Source organism: Geodermatophilus amargosae (assembly GCF_900116515.1).
In the GTDB taxonomy this organism is placed as follows: Bacteria; Actinomycetota; Actinomycetes; order Mycobacteriales; family Geodermatophilaceae; genus Geodermatophilus; species Geodermatophilus amargosae.
This window is the reverse complement of the sequence record NZ_FPBA01000019.1, coordinates 75,934-95,603: the sequence shown is the minus strand read 5'-3', so window position 1 is coordinate 95,603 and position 19,670 is coordinate 75,934. Positions and strand designations below refer to the sequence as shown.

General features: G+C 74.6%; 17 protein-coding genes. 12 read left to right on the top strand and 5 right to left on the bottom strand.

The genetic code is table 11. From position 1 onward, the window contains the following. The first annotated feature begins 151 nt into the window (after positions 1-151). Together BM414_RS20930 and BM414_RS20925 are read left to right on the top strand one after the other, a co-directional pair. Positions 152-1,381: a hypothetical protein gene (locus BM414_RS20930; protein WP_245784881.1), complete on the top strand. Its 1,230-nt coding sequence runs from the start codon at positions 152-154 to the stop codon at positions 1,379-1,381. A gap of 157 nt (positions 1,382-1,538) precedes the next feature. Beyond that, the gene (locus tag BM414_RS20925) at positions 1,539-3,398 is read left to right on the top strand and encodes a hypothetical protein (protein ID WP_093582597.1); all 1,860 of its coding nucleotides are present in this window, start codon (positions 1,539-1,541) and stop codon (positions 3,396-3,398) included. 26 nt (positions 3,399-3,424) lie between these two features. Here BM414_RS20925 and BM414_RS20920 read toward each other — a convergent pair whose 3' ends face one another. Next, positions 3,425-4,024: an SACE_7040 family transcriptional regulator gene (locus tag BM414_RS20920; protein ID WP_217644849.1), complete on the bottom strand. Its 600-nt coding sequence runs from the start codon at positions 4,022-4,024 to the stop codon at positions 3,425-3,427. Positions 4,025-4,184: 160 nt separating this feature from the next. Here BM414_RS20920 and BM414_RS20915 point away from each other — a divergent pair, with 160 nt between their 5' ends. Beyond that, positions 4,185-5,339 carry an acyl-CoA dehydrogenase family protein gene (locus BM414_RS20915; RefSeq protein ID WP_093582595.1) on the top strand — a complete coding sequence of 385 codons (1,155 nt, stop codon included), beginning with the start codon at positions 4,185-4,187 and terminating at the stop codon, positions 5,337-5,339. A gap of 13 nt (positions 5,340-5,352) precedes the next feature. Here the strand turns inward: BM414_RS20915 and BM414_RS20910 are convergent, their stop codons facing one another. Next, complete coding sequence (locus tag BM414_RS20910; RefSeq protein ID WP_093582593.1) at positions 5,353-6,366, bottom strand: NADPH:quinone reductase; 1,014 nt, start codon at positions 6,364-6,366, stop codon at positions 5,353-5,355. Positions 6,367-6,444: 78 nt separating this feature from the next. Between BM414_RS20910 and BM414_RS20905 the strand changes: the two genes are divergently transcribed. Next, on the top strand, positions 6,445-7,335 hold the full coding sequence (locus BM414_RS20905) for an ATP-grasp fold amidoligase family protein (RefSeq protein ID WP_093582591.1): 891 nt from the start codon (positions 6,445-6,447) through the stop codon (positions 7,333-7,335). A gap of 311 nt (positions 7,336-7,646) precedes the next feature. Continuing rightward, complete coding sequence (locus BM414_RS20900) at positions 7,647-8,420, top strand: hypothetical protein (protein WP_139245966.1); 774 nt, start codon at positions 7,647-7,649, stop codon at positions 8,418-8,420. Between the two features lie 54 nt (positions 8,421-8,474). On the opposite strand, the gene BM414_RS20895 is transcribed toward BM414_RS20900, so the two are convergent. Further along, positions 8,475-9,308, bottom strand: coding sequence for a helix-turn-helix domain-containing protein (locus BM414_RS20895; protein ID WP_245784880.1), 834 nt, complete (start codon positions 9,306-9,308; stop codon positions 8,475-8,477). A gap of 75 nt (positions 9,309-9,383) precedes the next feature. On the opposite strand from BM414_RS20895, the gene BM414_RS20890 reads away from it, so the two are divergent. Genes BM414_RS20890 through BM414_RS20860 form a run of 7 tightly spaced genes read left to right on the top strand, consistent with a single transcriptional unit; the run spans position 9,384 to position 18,491 of the window. After that, positions 9,384-11,393 (top strand): acetoacetate--CoA ligase, encoded by a 2,010-nt coding sequence (locus BM414_RS20890; protein ID WP_245784879.1) that lies wholly within the window; start codon positions 9,384-9,386, stop codon positions 11,391-11,393. Between the two features lie 26 nt (positions 11,394-11,419). Next, on the top strand, positions 11,420-13,228 hold the full coding sequence (locus BM414_RS20885; protein ID WP_093582585.1) for a PEP-utilizing enzyme: 1,809 nt from the start codon (positions 11,420-11,422) through the stop codon (positions 13,226-13,228). Then, entirely contained in the window at positions 13,228-14,316 is a 1,089-nt protein-coding gene (locus BM414_RS20880; protein ID WP_093582583.1) for a PEP/pyruvate-binding domain-containing protein, read from the top strand. The genes BM414_RS20885 and BM414_RS20880 overlap by 1 nt, the downstream gene beginning before the upstream one ends. 6 nt (positions 14,317-14,322) lie before the next feature. Next, the gene (locus BM414_RS20875) at positions 14,323-14,808 is read left to right on the top strand and encodes an acetyl-CoA carboxylase biotin carboxyl carrier protein (protein ID WP_093582581.1); all 486 of its coding nucleotides are present in this window, start codon (positions 14,323-14,325) and stop codon (positions 14,806-14,808) included. Further along, positions 14,805-16,175, top strand: a complete 1,371-nt coding sequence (locus BM414_RS20870) for an acetyl-CoA carboxylase biotin carboxylase subunit (protein ID WP_093582579.1) — start codon at positions 14,805-14,807, stop codon at positions 16,173-16,175. Before BM414_RS20875 ends, BM414_RS20870 begins: the two co-directional genes overlap by 4 nt. Next, positions 16,175-17,656: a biotin carboxyl carrier protein gene (locus BM414_RS20865; RefSeq protein WP_093582577.1), complete on the top strand. Its 1,482-nt coding sequence runs from the start codon at positions 16,175-16,177 to the stop codon at positions 17,654-17,656. The genes BM414_RS20870 and BM414_RS20865 overlap by 1 nt, the downstream gene beginning before the upstream one ends. Continuing rightward, on the top strand, positions 17,649-18,491 hold the full coding sequence (locus BM414_RS20860) for an HAD-IIA family hydrolase (protein ID WP_093582575.1): 843 nt from the start codon (positions 17,649-17,651) through the stop codon (positions 18,489-18,491). The genes BM414_RS20865 and BM414_RS20860 overlap by 8 nt, the downstream gene beginning before the upstream one ends. A 27-nt stretch (positions 18,492-18,518) precedes the next feature. Here the strand turns inward: BM414_RS20860 and BM414_RS20855 are convergent, their stop codons facing one another. Together BM414_RS20855 and BM414_RS20850 are read right to left on the bottom strand one after the other, a co-directional pair. Then, entirely contained in the window at positions 18,519-18,893 is a 375-nt protein-coding gene (locus BM414_RS20855; RefSeq protein ID WP_093582574.1) for a VOC family protein, read from the bottom strand. Positions 18,894-18,918: 25 nt separating this feature from the next. Beyond that, entirely contained in the window at positions 18,919-19,599 is a 681-nt protein-coding gene (locus BM414_RS20850) for an alpha/beta hydrolase (RefSeq protein WP_217644847.1), read from the bottom strand. Positions 19,600-19,670 lie beyond the last annotated feature (71 nt).

Genomic DNA, 19,670 nt, shown 5'->3' with positions numbered 1-19,670 from the left:
GTCCGAGGACCCTACGTCCCGCCAGTCCCACCCGCCTCGCGTGTCCGCTCACTACCGCACCCGCCACACCGGCGCCACTCAGGGGGTCGGTTTCCGCTGCGGCGGCCGTTAGTCTCGGGCCATCCCGCCCCGCAGCCCTGGGAGTTCCCCCGTGCCCCACCCCGCCGTCCCTGCCGCGCGCGCCCGAGCGGTGCCGCCGGCGCCGGGCTCGCTGGCCGCCGGGCTCCGGCACCCCGTCGCGCTGGTGCGCTGGCTCTGGCTCGCCTACACGACGCCGGGGCGCCCCGGGCGCCCCACTCCGCAGACCGAGCTGCGCTGGATCTACACCGCGTGGCTCGGGGCCTTCCTGCTCAAGATGCTGGGCTCGTCGTGGGACGTCTCCTGGCACTTCCGCTGGCTGCGCGACGACCTGGCGCCCCCGCACCTGCTCAACTCGGCGGGCACCGCGGTCGTCATCGCGCTGGTGGTGTTCCACAGCTACAGCGGCTACGGCGTCGACCGCCGCGCGCTGCGGCTGATGCAGTGGGGGATCGGCACCTTCCTCGTCGCCGTCCCGATCGACATCCTCAACCACCGCATCAACGGGCTCGACATCACCAGCTGGAGCCCCAGTCACGCGCTGCTCTACATCGGGACGGCGATCATGCTGGCCGGCGCGATCCGCGGCTGGTGGCTGTACGCCCTGCCCGGCCGGGTCAAGGACCTGGTCTCGCTGGGCCTGTGGCTGTTCTTCGCCGAGAACGTCGTCTTCCCCAACCAGCACCAGGAGTACGGCGTCCTGTCCCTGCGCGCCTACGAGGCCGGGCAGACGACGGCCGAGCCGCAGCTGCTGGACTTCGCCGCCTCCCAGGGGCAGACGCCGACGATGTTCATGCTCCCGGTGCCCTCCTGGGTGCACCCCGCGTGGCTCCTCTGCGCCGGCCTGCTCTCCCTCGTCGTCGCGCGGAAGGTCGTCGGCCTCCGCTGGACCGCGACGGTCGTCGCCGGCACCTACCTCGCCTACCGCGCCGTCGTGTGGGTGGGGCTGGCCGCCGCCGGGTTCCCGGAGTCGGTCCTGCCGCTGGTCCTGATCGTCGGCGCCGTCTGCGTCGACCTCGCCGTCACCCACCGCCTGCCCGGCTGGAGCGCCGCCCCGGCGACCGCTGCCCTGGTCTACGCCGCCGGGTGGCTGCAGGACGCCGCGGGCCTGCTGCCGCCCTGGGACTGGACGTGGTGGTCGATCGCGCTGGTGGTCGGCGCGTTCACCGTCCTGTGGACCGCGGTCGACCTGGTCGCCCGCAGCACCTGGTTCGCCGGCTGGCGTCGTCCGGCCGAGCCCGGCCGCGAGGCCGAGGCCGTCCTCGCCGGTTCCCCGGCCGACGGCGGCGCGTCGTCCCGCTGAGGAGCGGGACCGGCCCGTCACCTGACGTAGCGTCGGGCCCGGCCGCCCGCCCGGGCTCCGCTCCCGGGTCCCGCCCTGCGCACCGCCGCGCACACCGCCGCACACCTCGCCGCGCACACCGCGCCCCCCTGCACCCCACCCGCTCCCGGAGGACTCCGTGCTGGCCCTGACCCCCGTGCCGCCGCAGACGGCGGGGGAGCGCGCGCTCTTCGCCGAACTGACCCGCTGGGACCGCGGTGGCGCGGTCCGAGGGGCTGTCGTCGCGTCGATCCCCGTGGTCGACGGGCTGAGGGAGCGGCGCATCTCCGACGCGGTGCTCTTCGTGCCCGAGGGCCTCGCCGTGGTGCGGGTGGTCGAGGTGGTCCGGCAGGCCGGGGTGGTGACCGCGACCCCCGAGGGCTCCTGGACCATCGGCCCGGACGCCGGCCCCGGCGAGGTGCTGCAGCTGGCCGGCGGCGGCTCCACCACGCTCGACGGCCTGATGCGGGCCGGCATGGACGCCGCGCTGCGGCTGCGCCAGGCGGGTCTGGAACCCGGCCGCATCGCGCGGCTGACCGTCCTCGTCGGCGACCTCACCGGCCTGGTCCCCGCCGACGGCGACCTGGGCGAGGGCGACCAGGTGGCGCTGCTGGAGTCCCGCTCGCTGCTGCTGGGCATCTCGCGCGCCGCCCGCTACGCCGGGGTGGACAACCCGCGGCTGTGGACCACCGCCGACGTCCGTGCCGCGCTGACCGCGCTGGGCCTCGAGGGCCGCGGGCCGTCGGTGGAGGAGCTCAACGGCGAGGGCTTCCCGTACTCGCCCTACGTGCTGCGCAAGCGCGAGCTGCTCGCTCCCGCGGCCATGGCCGCCTCGGTCGGCGCGCCGGCTCCGGCAGCCGCGCCCGTCCCCGCGCCGATGCCCGCGCCGGGGCCCATCCCGGTCCACCGCGTCGCCTCGTCCCCGGCCGGGCCGCTGGTCGACCCCCTCGCCGCCGCCGCCGTCGCCGTCGCCGCGATCCGCGCCGACGAGGAGGCCGCCGCCCGCGCGGCCGCCGGCCTGGCCGCGCCCGCTCCGGTTCCCGCGCCCGCCCCGGCTCCCGCGCCCGTCCTGGCTCCCGCGCCCGCCCCGGCCCCGGCTCCTGCACCGGTGGTCGCACCGCCGGCGCACCCGGCCACCGCCCGCTTCAGCGCGCCCGCCGAGCAGTCCGGTGGCGGCGTGCAGTCCGGCGCGCAGTCCGGCGTCCGGGAGGTCCCCACCGACGAGACCGGCGGCATCGGCGGCCTGTTCGGCAGCGGTGACACCGACGGCGGGCACGACGCGCCGCCGCCCGTGCCCGCCGTCGCGCACCCCGCCCCCGCTCCGCCACCGCCGCCGGTGCCGCTGGTCGGCCCGCGCCGCCGCTCCCCGGCCGCCCGCCGCCGGCTGGTGCTGCTCGCCGCGGCCGCGCTGGCGCTGGTCGTCGTCGCGGTGGTCGCCGTCGTGAGCCTCACCGGCGGAGGCGACGGCGCGTCGGCCGCCGCGCCGTCGAGCACCCCGACGACGTCGGCGGCGCCGCAGCCGGTGGGTCCGCAGCCCGGCGACCGCACCGTCCTCGACGGCCGCGCCTTCACCCTGGAGCAGGTGCAGGTGGACGACACCTGCGTCGGCAACTCCTACGGCGAGGTCGCCGACTTCTTCGAGCGCACCGACTGCACCGGGCTGGCGCGCGCGCTGTGGTCGACCGACGTCGACGGCCGCGCCGTCGTCGTCGCGGTCTCCGCGGTGGAGATGGGCGACTCCACCGGCGCCCGGGACCTGCGCGGCCTGACCGACCGCAACGGCAGCGGCAACGTCAGCGACCTGCTGCGCGAGGGCGTCAGCTACCCGGGCGCACCGGCCGCGCTGTCCGGGGCGGAGTACGCCAGCGGCACCGAGGGGCCCCTGGTCACCATCGTGGAGACCTCCTGGGTGGCGCCCGGCGCGGACGGCACCGCCGACCTCGACCTGGTCGCCGGCAGCGGCCTGAGCCTGCCGATGCCCGATCCCAGCGCGGGCTGACCGACCGACGGCGCTCCGAGGGCTCCTCAGGCGGTGGCGGCGGCCTCGGCCATCGCGGCGAGCAGTGCGGCCATCTGCTCCCGGGGCAGCCGCCCGGCGCTGTGCGGCGTGGAGTTGACCAGCCCGAAGACGGCGTGGGCGCGGGCCCGGCTGGCGTCGGTGCCCTCCTCGGGGCGCAGCCGGGCCAGCACGTCGACCCAGACCTCGACGTAGCGGCGCTGCAGCCGGCGCACCGCCGCGGCGTCGTCGGTCGGCAGTGAGCCGAGGTCGCGGTCCTGGACGGTGATCAGCGCGGGGTTGTCGAGGGCGAAGTCCACCTGGAAGGTCACGAGTGCCCGCAGCTGGGCAGCGGGGTCGAGGCCGGCGGCGGCCACGCGCTCGCGCGCGCCGGCCAGCAGCCGCTGGCTGATGCCCTCGAGCATCTCGGCCAGCATCGCGTCCTTGCTGGCGAAGTGGCGGTAGATGGCCGGGCCGGTCACCCCGACCGCCGCACCGACGTCGTCCACACCGACCGCACGTGAGCCGCGCTCGGCGAAGAGCTGGGCGGCCGCCCGCAGGATCTGCTCCCGCCGGGACGGCCGGGCGGCGTCGGCCGACAGCGCCGAGTCGGGCTGGCGGACGGTCACGCCGCGGATGCTAGCCGTCGCCGTCCGGGACCCCGGTCGACCACTGGACCGCGATGTGAACCGTCGTTAACATCGGTGGCAGCGGCCGGCCGACCGGCGCGGCCGCACGGGCGGGCTCCGGGGCGATCCCACCGGGGTCCGGAGCACCAGGGGGCACACCGTGCTGGACTACCGGCTCGACGACGAGACCGAGACCCTGCGGAAGACCGTCCGCGAGTTCGCGCTCGAGGTCGTGGCACCGCAGATCGGCGGCTTCTACGAGCGCGAGGAGTTCCCCACCGCGATCGTGCGGCAGATGGGTGAGCTCGGGCTGTTCGGCCTGCCCTTCCCCGAGGAGTACGGCGGCTCGGGCGGGACCTACTTCGACCTCTGCGTGGCGATCGAGGAGCTGGCCCGGGTGGACAGCTCGGTGGCCATCACCCTGGAGGCCGGTGTCTCGCTGGGCGCGATGCCGATCCACCGGTTCGGCTCGGAGGAGCAGAAGCAGCGGTGGCTGCCGCGGCTCTGCACCGGCGAGGCCCTGGCCGCCTTCGGCCTCACCGAGCCCGGCGGTGGCTCCGACGCCGGCGCCACCCGCACCACCGCGCGGCTCGAGGACGGGCACTGGGTGGTCAACGGGTCCAAGGCGTTCATCACCAACTCCGGCACCGACCTCACCGAGCTGGTCACCGTCACCGCCGTCACCGGCACCCGCCCCGACGGCGGCAAGGAGATCTCCGCGATCGCCGTCCCGTCCGGGACTGCGGGCATGACCGTCGGCCCGCGGTACTCGAAGGTCGGCTGGAACGCCTCGGACACCCGCGAGCTGTCCTTCAGCGACTGCCGGGTGCCGGAGGAGGACCTGGTCGGGCAGCGCGGCCGCGGCTACGCGCAGTTCCTCTCCATCCTCGACGAGGGGCGCATCGCGATCTCTGCGCTCGCCGTCGGCCTGGCGCAGGGCTGCGTGGACGAGTCGGTGCGCTACGCCGGGACCCGCGAGGCGTTCGGCCGCCCGATCGGCCGCAACCAGGCCGTCCAGTTCATGATCGCCGACATGGAGGTCCGGGCCGCCACCGCCCGGCTGGCCTACTACCGCGCGGCCGAGAAGATGCTCCGCGGTGAGCCGTTCCGCCGCGAGGCGTCGATCGCCAAGCTCTACAGCTCCGAGGTGGCGATGGACAACGCCCGCGCCGCCACCCAGGTGCACGGCGGGTACGGCTTCATGAACGAGACGCCGGTCGGCCGGTTCTACCGCGACGCCAAGATCCTGGAGATCGGCGAGGGCACCAGCGAGGTGCAGCGCATGCTGATCGCCAAGGACCTTGGCGTCGGGTGAGGGCGGTCGGCCGTTAGGCCGTGACGTCGATCAGCACCTTCCCGACGGCGCCCTCCTGGACCGCCCGGTGGGCCTGCGCGGTCTCGGCCAGCGGGAACACGTGCAGCGGCAGCCCCGCCTCCTCACCCACCCGCAGCGCGCCGTCGAGGAGCGCGGCGTTCACGTCCTCGACGCCGATCACCTTGGCCCGCTCGGGCTGGGTGTAGACGAGGACGAAGTTCCAGCGCGCGTTGGGCCCCATCTGCGCGCGCACCGGGATGGTCACCTCGGCACCGCCGTCGTCGGCGTACACCGCGACGGCGGCGTGTATGCCGACCACCTGCGCGTCGACGGCGGCGTTCCGGGCGGCGGACACCTCCACCACGGTGTCGACGCCCTTCGTCGCCACCTTGCGCACCTCGGCGACGACGTCCTGCCGGCGGTAGTCGACGACGTGCGAGGCGCCGGCGGCGGCAGCCAGCTGCGCCTTGCGCGGGCTGCTCACGGTGGCGATGACCGTGGCGTCGGCCCAGCGCGCCAGCTGGATCGCCGCGTTGCCCACCGCGCCGGCGCCGCCCTGCACGAGCACCGTCCGCCCGGTCAGCGAGCCGGGGCCCATCCGGTCGGGCACGGACTCGCCGAGGGTCAGGCAGCGGTGCGCGGTGAGGAAGGGGATGCCGAGGGCGGCGCCGAGCTCGAAGGAGGGCTCCGGCCCCATCGGCACCGCCTGGCGGGCCGGGACGACGGTGTACTCCGCCGCCGTGCCCCAGGGCCGCTGCCAGGCCGCCTCCCAGACCCAGACCCGCTCGCCGCGGATCGCCGGGTCGACGCCCTGCCCGACCGCCTCGACCGTGCCGGCACCGTCCTGCCCGGGCACCTGGCCGCCGGGGCCGGGCTGCGCCGAGCTGCGCGACTTCCAGTCGGTCGGGTTGACGCCGGCCAGCGCGAGCCGGACGAGGACCTCCCCGGGGCCGGGCTCTGGGACGGCGCGGTCGGTCAGCTGCAGGACGTCGGGGCCGCCGGGCTGGGTGTAGGTGATGGCACGCACGCTGGGCCCCTACCCGGACGGCGCGACCGTCGCGCACGGCACCGTTCCGGATGGTGCCCGGCGCGGTAGGACACCCCCGTGCCGGAGTTCCCCCCTGCCTGGACGCGGGTGCTGCCCTCCTCGCTCCGGCGGGCGCGGGTCTACCGGCAGCACCACGGCCGGCTGCCGCCGTGGGGGGAGCCGCGCACCTTCACCGAGAAGCTGCACCGGCGGATCACCCGCGACCGCCGTCCGCTGCTGGTCCCGACCTGCGACAAGCTGGCGATGAAGGACCACTTCACCCGCCGCGCGCCCGGCCTGCTCCGGGTGCCCGAGACGTACTGGGCGGGGACCGACGTCACCGAGCTGGCCGGCGTCGACCTGCCCGACCGGTGGGTGCTCAAGCCCAACCACTCCTGCCGGCGGGTCGTCGTGGGCGAGGGGCGGCCCGACGTCGCCGACCTCGCCGCGCGCACCGCCGGGTGGGTCGCCGAGCGCTACTGGCGCAAGAGCGAGGAGTGGGCCTACCGCTGCGCCCGGCCGGGCCTGCTGGTCGAGGAGCACGTCGGGGAGCCGGGGGAGTCGCCGGCCGACCTCAAGGTGCTGGTGTTCGACGGCGTCCCGCGGCTGGTCGGCGTCCACACCGGCCGGCACGGGGAGCACCGGGCGCGGCTGTACAGCGCCGGCTGGGAACCGCTGCCGTGGACCTGGGGCTACCCGCCCGGCCCGGACGTGCCGCGCCCGGCGGAGCTGCCCGAGCTGCTCGGGGCCGCAGCCGCGGTGGCCACCGGCTTCGACATGCTCCGGGTGGACCTCTACCGGCACGACGGGCAGCTGTGGGCGGGAGAGCTGACGCCCTACCCGGGGGCGGGGCTCGCCCGCCTCGAGCCGGGCCTCGACGGGTTGCTCGGCGAGTGGTGGACGCTGCCCGCCGAGGTGAGGGGGTGCCCGCCGTCCCGGAGGCGGCGGGACGTCGGTGCGGTCACCTAGGTTGTGAGCGCCCCACCTGTTCGTCGACGACGCCGGCCGTTGGAACGTGCGGGTGTCCTCAGCGCAGCGGGAGTCGTCGGGCACCAGCTGGGCCGACGGCGAGACCCCGGGCCGCACGATCCCGATCACCGAGTTCCTCATCGCCACCCCGTCCACGCCGGTGCAGCAGATCAACGACCACCTGGCGCGCGGCGGGCACCTGCTGCTCACCCCCGGCGTCTACGACGTCGCGTGCAGCATCGAGGTCAAGCAGGTCGGCACCGTGGTCCTCGGGCATCGGCCAGGCCACGCTCACCACAGTCGGCGGCGCCGTGCCGGTGACGATCGCCGACGTCCCCGGTGCCGTCGTCGCCGGCATGACCATCGACGCGGGCACGGTCGAGTCGCCGTCGCTGCTGCAGGTGGGCAAGCCGAACGGCAACGGCGGCCGCTCGGATGCCGCGGACCCGACGACGCTGTCGGACGTGTACTTCCGCGTCGGCGGGCCGCACGTGGGCAAGGTCGACACCGCCCTGGAGGTCAACAGCGACGACGTCCTCATCGACCACACGTGGGTGTGGCGTGCCGACCACGGCGTCGAGCCGTTCACCGCGGGCGTCAGCGGCGACACCGACCGCTGGCGGACCAACACCGGCCGCGTGGGCGCCGAGATCAACGGCGACCGCGTGACCGCGACCGGCCTGTTCGTCGAGCACTTCCAGACCTACAACACGATCTGGCACGGCGAGGACGGCACCACGGTGCTGTACCAGAACGAGCTGCCCTACGACCCGCCGTCTCAGGCAGACTGGCAGCAGCCCGACGGCACGCTGGGCTGGGCGGGCTACGAGGTCGCCGACGACGTGACGCGGCACCGCCTCTACGGCGGCGGCGTGTACGGCTACCAGCGCAACGCCGGTCCGGGGATCACCACCGAGAGCGGCTTCGAGGTGCCGGAGACCCCCGGTGTGCGCCTGCACCACGTGGCGACCGTGCACCTCGACGGGGTGGGCATCATCCGGCACGTGGTGAACGACGTGGGCACCCAGGCCGACCCGAGCAACCAGGGGGTGCCGGAGTACGTCGTCGACCACCCGACGCCGTGAGGCGGTGAGGCCCGGTGGGCCGTGGCGGAGATCCCGCCGCGGCCCACCGGTGCCTCACCCGTGTCCGAGGCCCGCCTCCCGGGCCCGCTGCTCGACCGTCCGCACGGCGGTGCGCAGGTCCTCGAGGTGGCGCTGCACCGCCGTCGGCAGGGAGAGGGCCTGCCGGCGCCACGTCAGGTTGATGCACCCGACGACCCGGCCGTCGACCCGCACGGGCATCGCGATCGACTCCCGTCCGTCGTCGACCTCCGACCGCGGCCGGTCGTGGTCCCCGCCGAAGTCGGGTGCCCGGACGCCGTACCCGCGCTGCCGGGTGGCCTCGATCATCCGGCGGACCGCGGCGTCGTCCCTGGCCAGCCGGTACGCGGGGTCCTTCCTGAGGCGCAGCCGCGCGAGCACCGCCTCCAGTTCCTGGTCGGGGCAGAACGCCAGGTAGGCCCGTCCGGACGCCGAGCCGAGCATGTTCACCCGGAACCCGTGCGGCCGCTGGGGGAGGGCGTCGAAATAGGTCCGCGAGCTGTTGGTCTCGAGCGTCTCCATGTGGTCCAGCCGCGGAACGGAGACGACCGAGGGCCACTGCAGCCGCCGGGAGAGCTCGCCGAGGACCGGTGAGGCGATCTCGACCAGCCACTCGCCGTCGTCGGTCTCCCGGCGGCTGCGCAGGGTGTGGCTCGGCAGGAAGGCGCCGTCCACCATGCGCTGCCAGACCAGGCCGTGCTGGTGGGCGGTGACCAGGATCCGCGTGAGGGTCGCCTTGGGGATGCCGGTGGCCAGGTGGAGGTCGTGCAGGCTCGCCGCCCGCACCTCCTGCAGCACGCGGAGGACCTCCAGCCCGCGGGCCAGCGAGTCGATGGTCTTGACCCGGTACTGCCGCACGGTGGCCGCCACCTGGATCTTCGCACTGGGTGAAATGGACGGGGAGGAGTGTTGCCCGTCACACTCCGGCTGCGCCACTGTCTGCCCATGGCCTCGTCAGCGGCGGACACCGCTGCCTCCCCGGCGGTGCGGGAGGGCGACCTGCTCCGGGTCCCGTCGCCGGAGCAGGTGGAGCGGACGCGCCTCGCCGAGTTCACGCGCTTCGCGGAGGCCCGCACCGGCCGGTCGTTCCCGGACTACGCCGACCTCTGGTCGTGGTCGACCACCGAGCTGGAGGAGTTCTGGCAGGCGGTCTGGGACTTCTTCGGCGTCCGCTCGTCAGCACCGCACACCACCGTCCTGGAGAGCCGGGAGATGCCCGGCGCCCGGTGGTTCCCCGGCGCCCGGCTGAACTTCGCCGAGCACGTGCTCGCCCAGGAACGCCCCGGTCAGCCGGCGCTGCTCGCGGTCGGCGAGACCACCCCGCTGCGCGAGGTGCGGTGGGAGGAGTTCACCCGGCAGGTCCGCGCCGTCGCCACGCACCTGCGCGACCGCGGCGTCCGGCCGGGGGACCGGGTCGTCGCCTACCTGCCGAACGTGCCCGAGGCCGTCGTCGCGATGGTGGCGGCGGCGAGCGTCGGCGCCGTCTGGGCCAGCTGCTCGCCGGACTTCGGGGCGCGGGGCGCGCTGGACCGGCTGGGCCAGCTGGAGCCGACGGTCCTCGTCGCCGCGGACGGCTACCGGTACGGCGGCAGGGACTTCGACCGCCGGGGCGAGGTCGCCGAGCTGGTGGCCGGGCTGCCGCGCCTGCGCGAGGTCGTGCGGGTCCCGGTCCTCGGACTGGAGGCACCCGGCACCTCGTGGGACGACGTGCTGGCCGGTCCTCCGGTGCCGGCCGCAGAGTTCGTCTGCGAGCAGGTGCCCTTCGACCACCCGCTGTGGGTGCTGTTCTCCTCCGGCACCACCGGGCTGCCCAAGGCGATCGTGCACGGGCACGGCGGGATCCTGCTCGAGCAGCTCAAGCTCCAGGCGTTCCACCTGGACCTGCGCGCGGGCGACCGCGCCTTCTTCTTCACCACCACCGGCTGGATGATGTGGAACTTCTGCGTCAGCATGCTGCTGCAGGGGACCGTCCCGGTGCTCTACGACGGCAACCCGTCGCACCCCGACGTCGACGTCCTCTGGCGCACCGCGCAGGACAGCCGGGCCCGCCTCTTCGGGGCCAGCCCCACGTTCGTCGAACTCATGCAGAAGGCCGGCGTCGTGCCGCGGGAGCGGTTCGACCTCTCCGCGCTGGAGATCGTGATGCCGGCCGGCTCCCCGGTGTCCCCGGCCGTCACGAAGTGGTTCTACGACGCGGTCGGGTCCGACCTCTGGATCGCGACCGGGAGCGGCGGCACCGACTGCTGCACCGGCTTCGTCGGCGGCGTGCCGACGCTGCCCGTCCGGGCCGGGGAGATCCAGGCCCGCTCGCTGGGGGTGGCGGCCGAGTCGTGGGACGACGCGGGGAACCCCGTCGTCGGCCGCGTGGGCGAGCTGGTGATCACCGCACCCATGCCGTCGATGCCGCTGTTCTTCTGGGGTGACGCCGACGGCAGCCGCTACCGCGCCAGCTACTTCGAGACCTTCCCCGGGGTGTGGCGGCACGGGGACTTCTTCGAGGTCAATGAGCGCGGCGGCTGCTTCGTGCGCGGGCGGTCCGACGCGGTGCTCAACCGGCAGGGCGTGCGGATCGGCACCGCGGAGATCTACCGCGTGGTCGAGGACGACCCCGCCGTCCTCGGGGCGCTGGTCGTCGACCTCAGCCGGCCCGGCGGCTCCTCCATGCCGTTGTTCGTCTCCCTGGCCCCCGGCGCGGAGCTGGACGAGGAGCTGGCGGGGCGGCTCCGCCGGAGGCTGCGCGAGGAGTACACGCCGCGGCACGTCCCCGACGCGATCGTCGCCGTCCGCGCCATCCCGCTGACCCGGAGCGGCAAGAAGATGGAGATCCCGGTCCGCCGGCTGCTCCTGGGCGCCGACCCCTCCCTCGTCGCCGACCCCGATGCCATGGCCGACCCCACCGCCCTGGACGACTTCGTCGAGTACGCCCGCACCCAGCGCGACCACCCGCTGCGCTGACCACCCTCAGAGTCGAGGAGCACGCGATGCCCGAGCGCTCGTTCCCCCTGCCGTCCGAGATCGAGGCCGTCCCCGGGGCCGAGGGCTGGGAGGCGATGTACCCCTACTTCTCCCGGTTCCAGCCCGAGGACGACCAGCGCTTCTGGTTCTACAACTCGATGCACTTCCCGGAGGTGGTCCCGGCCTTCGACGGCATCACCTCCGAGGTGCCGTACACCGCCATCGGCGCCAACACCGCCCGGCTGTTCTCCTTCCCGACGACCATGGGGATCGAGTACCGCATCCTCAACGGGCGGGTCTACATCACCGCCAACCCGGTGCTCGACGAGGCCGAGCAGGGCCGGCGGTTCGTGCACTTCCAGGAGCGGGCCGGGCACTACTACGCCAACTGGGACCGCATCTACGGCGAGTGGCAGCAGCGCATCGAGGCGCTGATCGCCGAGATCGAGGCCGTCGAGGTGCCCGTACTCGGCGAGCTCGACCCCCTGGAGGTGGTCACGGGCGGCCGCGGCTTCGCCTCCAACCACCAGGTCCGCGAGAACTTCCACCGATGCATCGACCTCTACTCGAAGATGTGGCACCACCACACCGAGCTCCTGATGCTCGGGTACGGCGCCTACGTCGTCTTCTTCGAGTTCTGCAAGCAGGCGTTCCCGGAGATGGGCGACCAGATGGTGGCCCGCATGGTGGCCGGCATGGACGTCACCATGTACCGGCCCGACGACGAGCTGAAGCAGCTCGCCGCGCTCGCCGTGGAGCTCGACCTCGCCGACCTGTTCGTCGAGGGCGCGGAGCCGGCGAAGGTGCTCGCGGCGCTGGGCGAGCGGGGGGACACCGGTGCCCGCTGGCTGGCCGCGCTGGAGGCGGCCAAGGACCCGTGGTTCAACGTCTCGGTCGGCGACGGCTTCTACCACCACCACCTGTCCTGGGCCGACGACCTGACCGTGCCCTTCGCCGCCCTGCCGCGCTACGTCGAGCAGGTCGCGGCCGGCGAGGACCTCACCCGCCCGACCGAGCGCCTGGCCGAGGAGCGCGACCGGATCGCCGCCGAGTACCGGGCCCTGCTGGACTCCGAGGACGAGAAGGCCGCCTTCGACCAGATGCTCGGCCTGTGCCGGCAGGTGTTCCCGTACATCGAGTCGCACAAGTTCTACTGCGAGCACTGGTTCACGACCCGCTTCTTCCAGAAGATCCGGGCCTTCGGGACGCTGCTGGCCGAGCGTGGCGTGCTGCTGGCGGCCGACGACGTCTTCCACCTGCGGCACGTGGAGGTCGAGGACGCCCTCGCCGACGTCATGCTGGCCTGGGCCTCGGGCGGGACCGAGCTCGGCGCGCGGCACTGGCAGCCGATCGTCGCCGAGCGCAAGCGGATCGTCGAAGCGCTGTCGGGCTGGTCGGCGCCACCGGCGCTGGGTGCCGTCCCCGAGGCGCTGAACGACCCGGCGGTGAAGATGCTCTGGGGGATCACCCAGGAGACCGTCGAGACCTGGCTCGGCGGTACGGACGACGACGAGTCCACCGTGCGCGGCTACGCGGCCTCACCCGGTGTGGTCGAGGGCTTCGCGCGGGTGCTGCTCAACGTCAACGACATCGGCCAGATCCGCGAGGGCGAGGTGCTCGTCTGCCCGGTGACCGCCCCCAGCTGGGGCCCCGTGTTCGGCAAGATCGCCGCGGCCGTCTCCGACATCGGCGGCACGATGTCCCACGCGGCGATCGTGGCCCGCGAGTACGGCATGCCGGCCGTCGTCGGCACCGGCATGGCCACCGCCCGCATCCGGACCGGGGACCGCGTCCGGGTCGACGGCGACCGCGGCGTCGTCACCGTGCTGGGCTGATGGGGACGCTCGTGGCCACCCGCTCCGTCCTGCACCTGCGCGACGTCGGCCTGGACGACGTCCCGACCGTCGGCGGGAAGGGGGCCGGCCTCGGCGAGCTGCTGCGCGCCGGCATCCGCGTGCCGACCGGTGTCGTGGTGACGACGGCGGCCTTCCGGCGGACCGTCGAGCACCTCACCTCCGCCGGCCTGCCGATCCCCGCCCGCGTCGCCGCCCTCGACCCCGCCGACGCCGAGGAGCTCGCCGCCGCCACCGCGGAGATCCGCGCGGTGCTGGAGTCCGCGCCCCCGCCCGATGAGGTGGCCGAGGCCCTCACCGCGGCGTACGCGGCGCTCTGCGAGGAGTGCGGGGGCCCCGACCTGCCGGTCGCCGTCCGGTCGAGCGCGACCAGCGAGGACAGCGCCGAGGCCAGCTTCGCGGGGCTGCAGGACACCTACCTGTGGGTCCGCGGGGCCGACTCGGTGCTGGCGCACGTGCGCCGCTGCTGGGCGAGCCTCTACAGCGTCGAGTCGGTCACCTACCGGCTGCGCCGCGGCATCCCCGAGACCGATCTCGGGATGGCCGTCGTCGTCCAGCGGATGGTCGACGCCCGCAGCTCGGGCGTGCTGTTCACCCGCAGCCCGAGGACCGGCGACAAGTCGGTGGTCGCCATCGACGCCAGCTGGGGCCTGGGGTCGGCCGTGGTCGGTGGGGACGTCACGCCCGACTCGTTCGTCGTCAGCAAGGTGACCGGGGAGATCAGGCGGACCGTGGCCAGCAAGACCCGCTGGCACCGCCCCGATCCGTCCGGTTACGGCGTGGTCGAGACCGACGTGCCGGCCGAGCTGCAGGACCGCCCCTCGATCTCCGACGCCGAGATCGCCGAGCTGGTGGCGATCGCGCGGAGGGTCGAGGCGCACCACGGCTGCCCGCAGGACGTCGAGTGGGCCGTCGCGGAGACCGCCGCCGGCGCGGAGGTCTTCCTGCTGCAGAGCCGGCCGGAGACGGTGTGGGCCGAGAAGGACCGGGCGCGCACGGCCGCCCCGGCCGCGCGGCCGTTCGACCACGTGTTCCACGTGCTGGGCGGCAAGCGCCCGTCGGAGGGGTGAGCTGAGGTGGAACTGACCCCCGACGACGTCCGCGACGTCCTGCGGGTGCTCGACTCCAGCGGCCTGGACGAGCTGCACCTGGAGCTGGCCGACCTGACCCTCACCGTCCGCCGGGAGGGCGCCGTCGGCTGGACCGCCGAGCAGCACGTCAGGCGGGCACCCCGCGTGGAGCAGGCCGTCGCACCCGCGGTCGCCGTCGAGGCCCCCGCTGCCGCCGCGGAGGTCGGCGAGGGGCTGGTGGCGGTGCACCCCCCGCTGCTGGGCACCTTCTACCGCGCACCGCAGCCGGGTGCCCCGCCGTTCGTGGACGTCGGCGACCGGGTCGACGCCGAGACCGTCGTCGGGATCGTGGAGACCATGAAGATGATGACGCCGGTGCACGCCGGCGTCCCGGGCACCGTCCTGGAGTTCCGGGTGGGCGACGGCGAGTTCGCCGCTGCCGACTCGGTGCTGCTCGTCGTGCAGCCGGCCGCGGGCGGTGCTCCGGGATGACCGGCACCCGGCGGATCCGCCGGCTGCTGATCGCCAACCGGGGTGAGATCGCCGCCCGGGTGATCCGCACCTGCACACGGCTCGGCATCGAGTCCGTGCTGGCCGCCTCCGACGCCGACGTGGAGTCGCTGCCCGCGCGGCTGGCCGACCGCGTGGTCCGGCTCGGCCCCGCCGACGCGGGCCGCAGCTACCTCGACGTGGCGGCCGTCGTGCGGGCCGCGCAGGCGGTGGACGCGGACGCGGTGCACCCGGGCTACGGCTTCCTGTCGGAGAACCCGTCGCTGGCCCGTGCCTGCGCGGCGGCCGGGATCGTCTTCGTGGGGCCGGCGCCGGAGTCGCTGGAGGCGGTGGGGGACAAGCTCACCGCCCGCTCCCACGCCGTGGCCGCCGGGCTCCCCGTCGTCCCCGGCGGCGAGGCCGCCGACCTCGCGGGGGCGCGGCAGGTGGCCGACGAGCTGGGCTACCCGCTGCTCGTGAAGGCCGTCGGCGGGGGTGGCGGCCGCGGCATGCAGCTCGTCGCCGGGCCGGAGGACCTGGCACACACGTTCGACCTCGCCGTCTCGGAGGCGGCTGCCGCGTTCGGCGACCCGCGGGTCTACATCGAGCGCTTCGTGTCGTCGGGACGCCACGTCGAGGTGCAGGTCCTGGGGGACGGCTCGCGCGCCGTGGCGCTCGGGGACCGTGACTGCTCCGTCCAGCGGCGCTACCAGAAGCTGTTCGAGGAGGCGCCCGCGCCGCTGCTGCCCGACGCCCTGCGTGCGGGGATGGCCGCCGCCGCCCTCGCCCTCGCCGAGCACCTGTCCTACCGCGGCCTGGGCACCGTCGAGCTGCTCGTCGACCGCGAGCGCGGCACCTTCTCCTTCCTGGAGATGAACGCCCGCATCCAGGTCGAGCACCCGGTCACCGAGATGGTCACCGGTCTGGACCTGGTCGCCGAGCAGCTCGCCGTCGCCGAGGGCCTGCCGCTGCGGCTGCGGCAGGAGGACGTCGTCCTCACCGGGCACGCCGTGGAGTGCCGGATCAACGCCGAGGACTGGGCGCAGGGCTTCCGCCCCTCACCGGGCCGGGTCGACCGGGTCGTGCTGCCGGTGGGGGAGGGCCTGCGGGTGGACACCCACGTCCAGGGCGGCTCGGTCGTCCCGCCCCACTACGACTCGCTGCTGGCCAAGCTGGTCGTGCACGGGACCGACCGGGACGACGCCCTCGCCCGGGCCCGTGCCGCCCTGGACCTGCTGCGGATCGAGGGCGTGACGACGACGGTGCCGGTGCACCGGGCGCTGCTGGCCGACCCGGAGTTCGCCGCCGGGGGAGTGGACACCGCGTTCTTCGAGCGGTTCCTGGACGGTCACCGGGTGGGGGCGCGCTGATGGCGGACGTGCAGCTGGTCGACGTGTCGCTCCGCGACGGGAACCAGAGCCTGTGGGGTGCCACCGGCCTGCGGACGGCGCACGTCGCGCAGGTCGCCCCGCTGATGGAGCGGGTCGGCTTCCGGGCGCTGGACTACAGCTCCAGCACGGCGATGGGCGTCGCCGTCCGCACCCACCGGGAGGACCCGTGGGAGCGGCTCCGGCTGACCCGGGCCGCGATGCCGACGACGAGGCTGCAGTTCATCGGCACCGGCTTCCGCTTCATCAGCTGGCAGAACTCCCATCCGGAGACCATGCAGCTGGTCTACGACCGGCTCGTCGTCAACGGGATCGACCGGGTCGTCGTCCTCGACCCGATGCACGACATGGACGCCGCCCGGGAGACCGCGCGCCGGCTCAAGCAGGCCGGCGTCGAGGAGGTGATCGGGGCGCTCGTCTTCTCGGTCAGCGCGGTGCACGACGACGCCCTCTACGCCGACCTGGCCAGGCAGTTCGCGGCCCATCCCGACTTCGACCGCGTGTACGTGAAGGACCCCGCCGGGATCCTCACCGCCGAGCGGGCACGGACGCTGCTGCCGGCGATCGTCGGGCAGCTGGACGGGATGCCGCTGGAGCTCCACTCGCACGCGACCATCGGGCTCTCACCGCTGACGTACTCGATCGCGCCGGAGCTGGGGGTCGAGGTCGTCCAGGTGGGCAGCGGGCCGCTGGGCAACGGCTCGTCGCTGCCCGAGGCGCGCCGGACGGTGGCCAACCTGCGGGAGATGGGCCACCGGGTCGACGTCGACGACCGCGCCCTGGGCCTGGTCTGCGACCTCCTCGACGGACTCGCGGTGGCGGAGGAGCTGCCGGCCGGCCGGCCGCAGGACTTCGACGCGGCGTTCCTGCACCACCAGATCGCCGGCGGCGTGATGACCACGACCCGGCGGCAGCTGCGCGAGATCGGCATGGAGCACCGGTTCGAGGCGCTGGTGGAGGAGGTCGGCACCGTCCGGGCGGAGCTGGGACACCCGATCATGGTCACGCCGTTCCCGCAGATGGTGGTGTCCCAGGCGCTGTTCAACGTGATCGGCGAGCGCTACGCCACCGTGCCCGACCAGGTGATCCGGTACGTGCTGGGCAGCTTCGGCCGGCCGACCGCACCGATCGACCCGGCCGTGCACGACCGCATCCTCGACCGGTCCCGGGCCCGCGAGCTCGCGTCGGAGCCGCCACCGCCGACGCCCGCGGAGCTGCGGAGACGGTTCCGGCGGGGGATCAGCGACGAGGAGTTGCTGCTGCGCGCGCACATGCCCGAGGACCAGGTCGACGCCATGCTCGCGGCCGGCCCGGCGCCGCGGCACTTCAATCCGTCGCTGGCACCGGTCCTCACGCTCCTGCGGGAACTCGGGTCGCGCACGTCCGTCCACGACCTCGCCGTCACCACACCGGGCCTGCGGATGTCGGTCCGCCGGACCGCCGGAGGGGGCCCCGGTGCCTGATCCTGCTGCCCTCGACCGGCTGCGGCAGGTGCGCGGCTTCGTCCTCGACATGGACGGCACGCTGGTGCTGGGCGACCGGGACAACCAGGGGCTGGCCCCGCTGCCCGGAGCGCTCGACCTGGTGCGGACGCTGCACGAGCTGTCCCTCCCGTTCTGCGTCTTCACCAACGGGACGGTGAAGACGCCGGGACGGTGCGCGGACGCCCTGCAGCGGATCGGCCTGCCGGTCGCGGCCGACGAGGTGCTGACGCCGGCCTCCACCGCGGTGGACGTGTTCACCGGGGCCGGTCACCGGCGGGTCATGGTGCTGGGCGGCCCGGGGATCACCGAGCCTCTGGAAGCGGCGGGGATCGAGACGCTGCCGCCGGTCCCGGGGACGCGGTGCGACGCGGTGATGGCCGGCTGGTACCGGCAGGAGCTGACCTTCGAGGCGCTGGAGGCCGCCTGCTTCGCGGTCCTCGGCGGGGCGGGGTTCTACAGCGCCTCGCAGTCGCTGTTCTTCGCGACGGCGGAGGGGAGGTCGCTCGGGACGTCACGGGCCATCAGCGCCGTCGTCCGCGACGTCACCGGGTGCGAGGTGACCGTCGTCGGCAAGCCATCGCCGGCCGCGCTGCAGACGGCGGCCCGGCGGCTGGACCTGACCCCCGGGGAGCTGGCGGTGGTCGGCGACGACCCCGAGCTGGAGGTGCCGATGGCGCGCGCCGGCGGCGCGTTCGCCGTGGCCGTGCACACGGGGATCGGGCACGCGGAGTCCTACGCCGGCCTGCCGGCCCACGTGCGCCCGCACCTGGACCTGCCGGACGTCGGCGTCCTCGCGGGACTGCTGCGCGGGTGAGGACGTCGGACCCCGCCCGCGGCCCGGTCACGCGTCGGCGGCGATCACCGAGAGCACGTTGCCCGAGGGGTCGGTGAACCAGGCGATGTCCGGGCCCTGGCCCCGCACGACCCCGTGCTCGTCCTGCTCGATCCCGTCGTAGCGCTGGAAGCGCACGCCGCGCGCGGTCAGTTCGCCGACCGCGGCGCCGACGTCGTCCACCTCGAAGTTCAGGACGGTGTAGCTGGCCGGGGTGGCGGTGGGCTGCTCGTAGACGAAGGTGTCCCGGCCGCCGGCCAGGTGCAGCCAGAGGTTGCCGTGGTCCTCGGACGTGCGCAGCCCGAGCACCTCGCCGTAGAACTGCCGGGCCGCCGCCAGGTCGCGGACGGCGATGCCGCTGTAGGCCCTCGTGTCGGTGAACACCGGTGTGCTCCTCTCGTCGCGGTCCTCAAGACGTAGACGGCGCGGGCCCGGCGATCTCATCGCCCAGGCGCTCGGCGAGCCAGGCGTCCCGATCGTGGAGCGCGGCCCTCGCCATGCCGGTGGGGTGGCCGGTGAAGCCGTGTGGCGACTCCGGGTAGACGCGGAGGTCGACCTCACCTCCCGCTGCGGAGAGCCGGGCCGCCATGACCAGGTTGTCCTCGAGCAGGACGTCCGACGCCCCGACGATCAGCAGTGTCGGCGGTAGACCGCGCAGGTCGCCGAAGACGGGCGACACGTCGGGGACGGTGCGATCGGCCAGGTGGCCGACGTAGGCCTCGAGGAAGTACTCGTCGGCGATCAGCCGGCCCGCGGGGGTCTGGCCGCTCAGGTCGTAGGTCCCGAACTGCAGGGCGGCGCCGGCGAGGGCATCGACCCGGCCTCTGTCCCGGAGCCGGAGCAGCGTGGTCATGGCCAGCGTGGCCCCGGCCGAGCTGCCGCCGATGGCCGACGTGGTCGTGCCGAACCGGACCTCCGCCTGGTCGAGCAGCCAGAGCGCGGCGGCCTCGCAGTCGTCCGGCGCGGCCGGCCAGGGGTCCTCGGGCGCGAGCCGGTGGTCGACGCTGACCACGGCGATCCCCAGCGACTCGGCGAGCGCCGCGTTGCGGGCGTCCCCGCCCGCCGTGGCCCCCAGGTAAAAGCCCCCCACCCGGGATGTCGAGGTAGACGCCTCGCACGGGCGTGGCCCTCGGCACGGAGATCCGCAGCGGGACCTCCCGC

Coding starts and splice junctions, on each gene's coding strand:
- BM414_RS20890 (WP_245784879.1), top strand. CDS start 9,384: ATGGCCTCGTCAGCGGCGGACACCGCTGCCTCCCCGGCGGTGCGGGAG.
- BM414_RS20885 (WP_093582585.1), top strand. CDS start 11,420: ATGCCCGAGCGCTCGTTCCCCCTGCCGTCCGAGATCGAGGCCGTCCCC.
- BM414_RS20880 (WP_093582583.1), top strand. CDS start 13,228: ATGGGGACGCTCGTGGCCACCCGCTCCGTCCTGCACCTGCGCGACGTC.
- BM414_RS20870 (WP_093582579.1), top strand. CDS start 14,805: ATGACCGGCACCCGGCGGATCCGCCGGCTGCTGATCGCCAACCGGGGT.
- BM414_RS20865 (WP_093582577.1), top strand. CDS start 16,175: ATGGCGGACGTGCAGCTGGTCGACGTGTCGCTCCGCGACGGGAACCAG.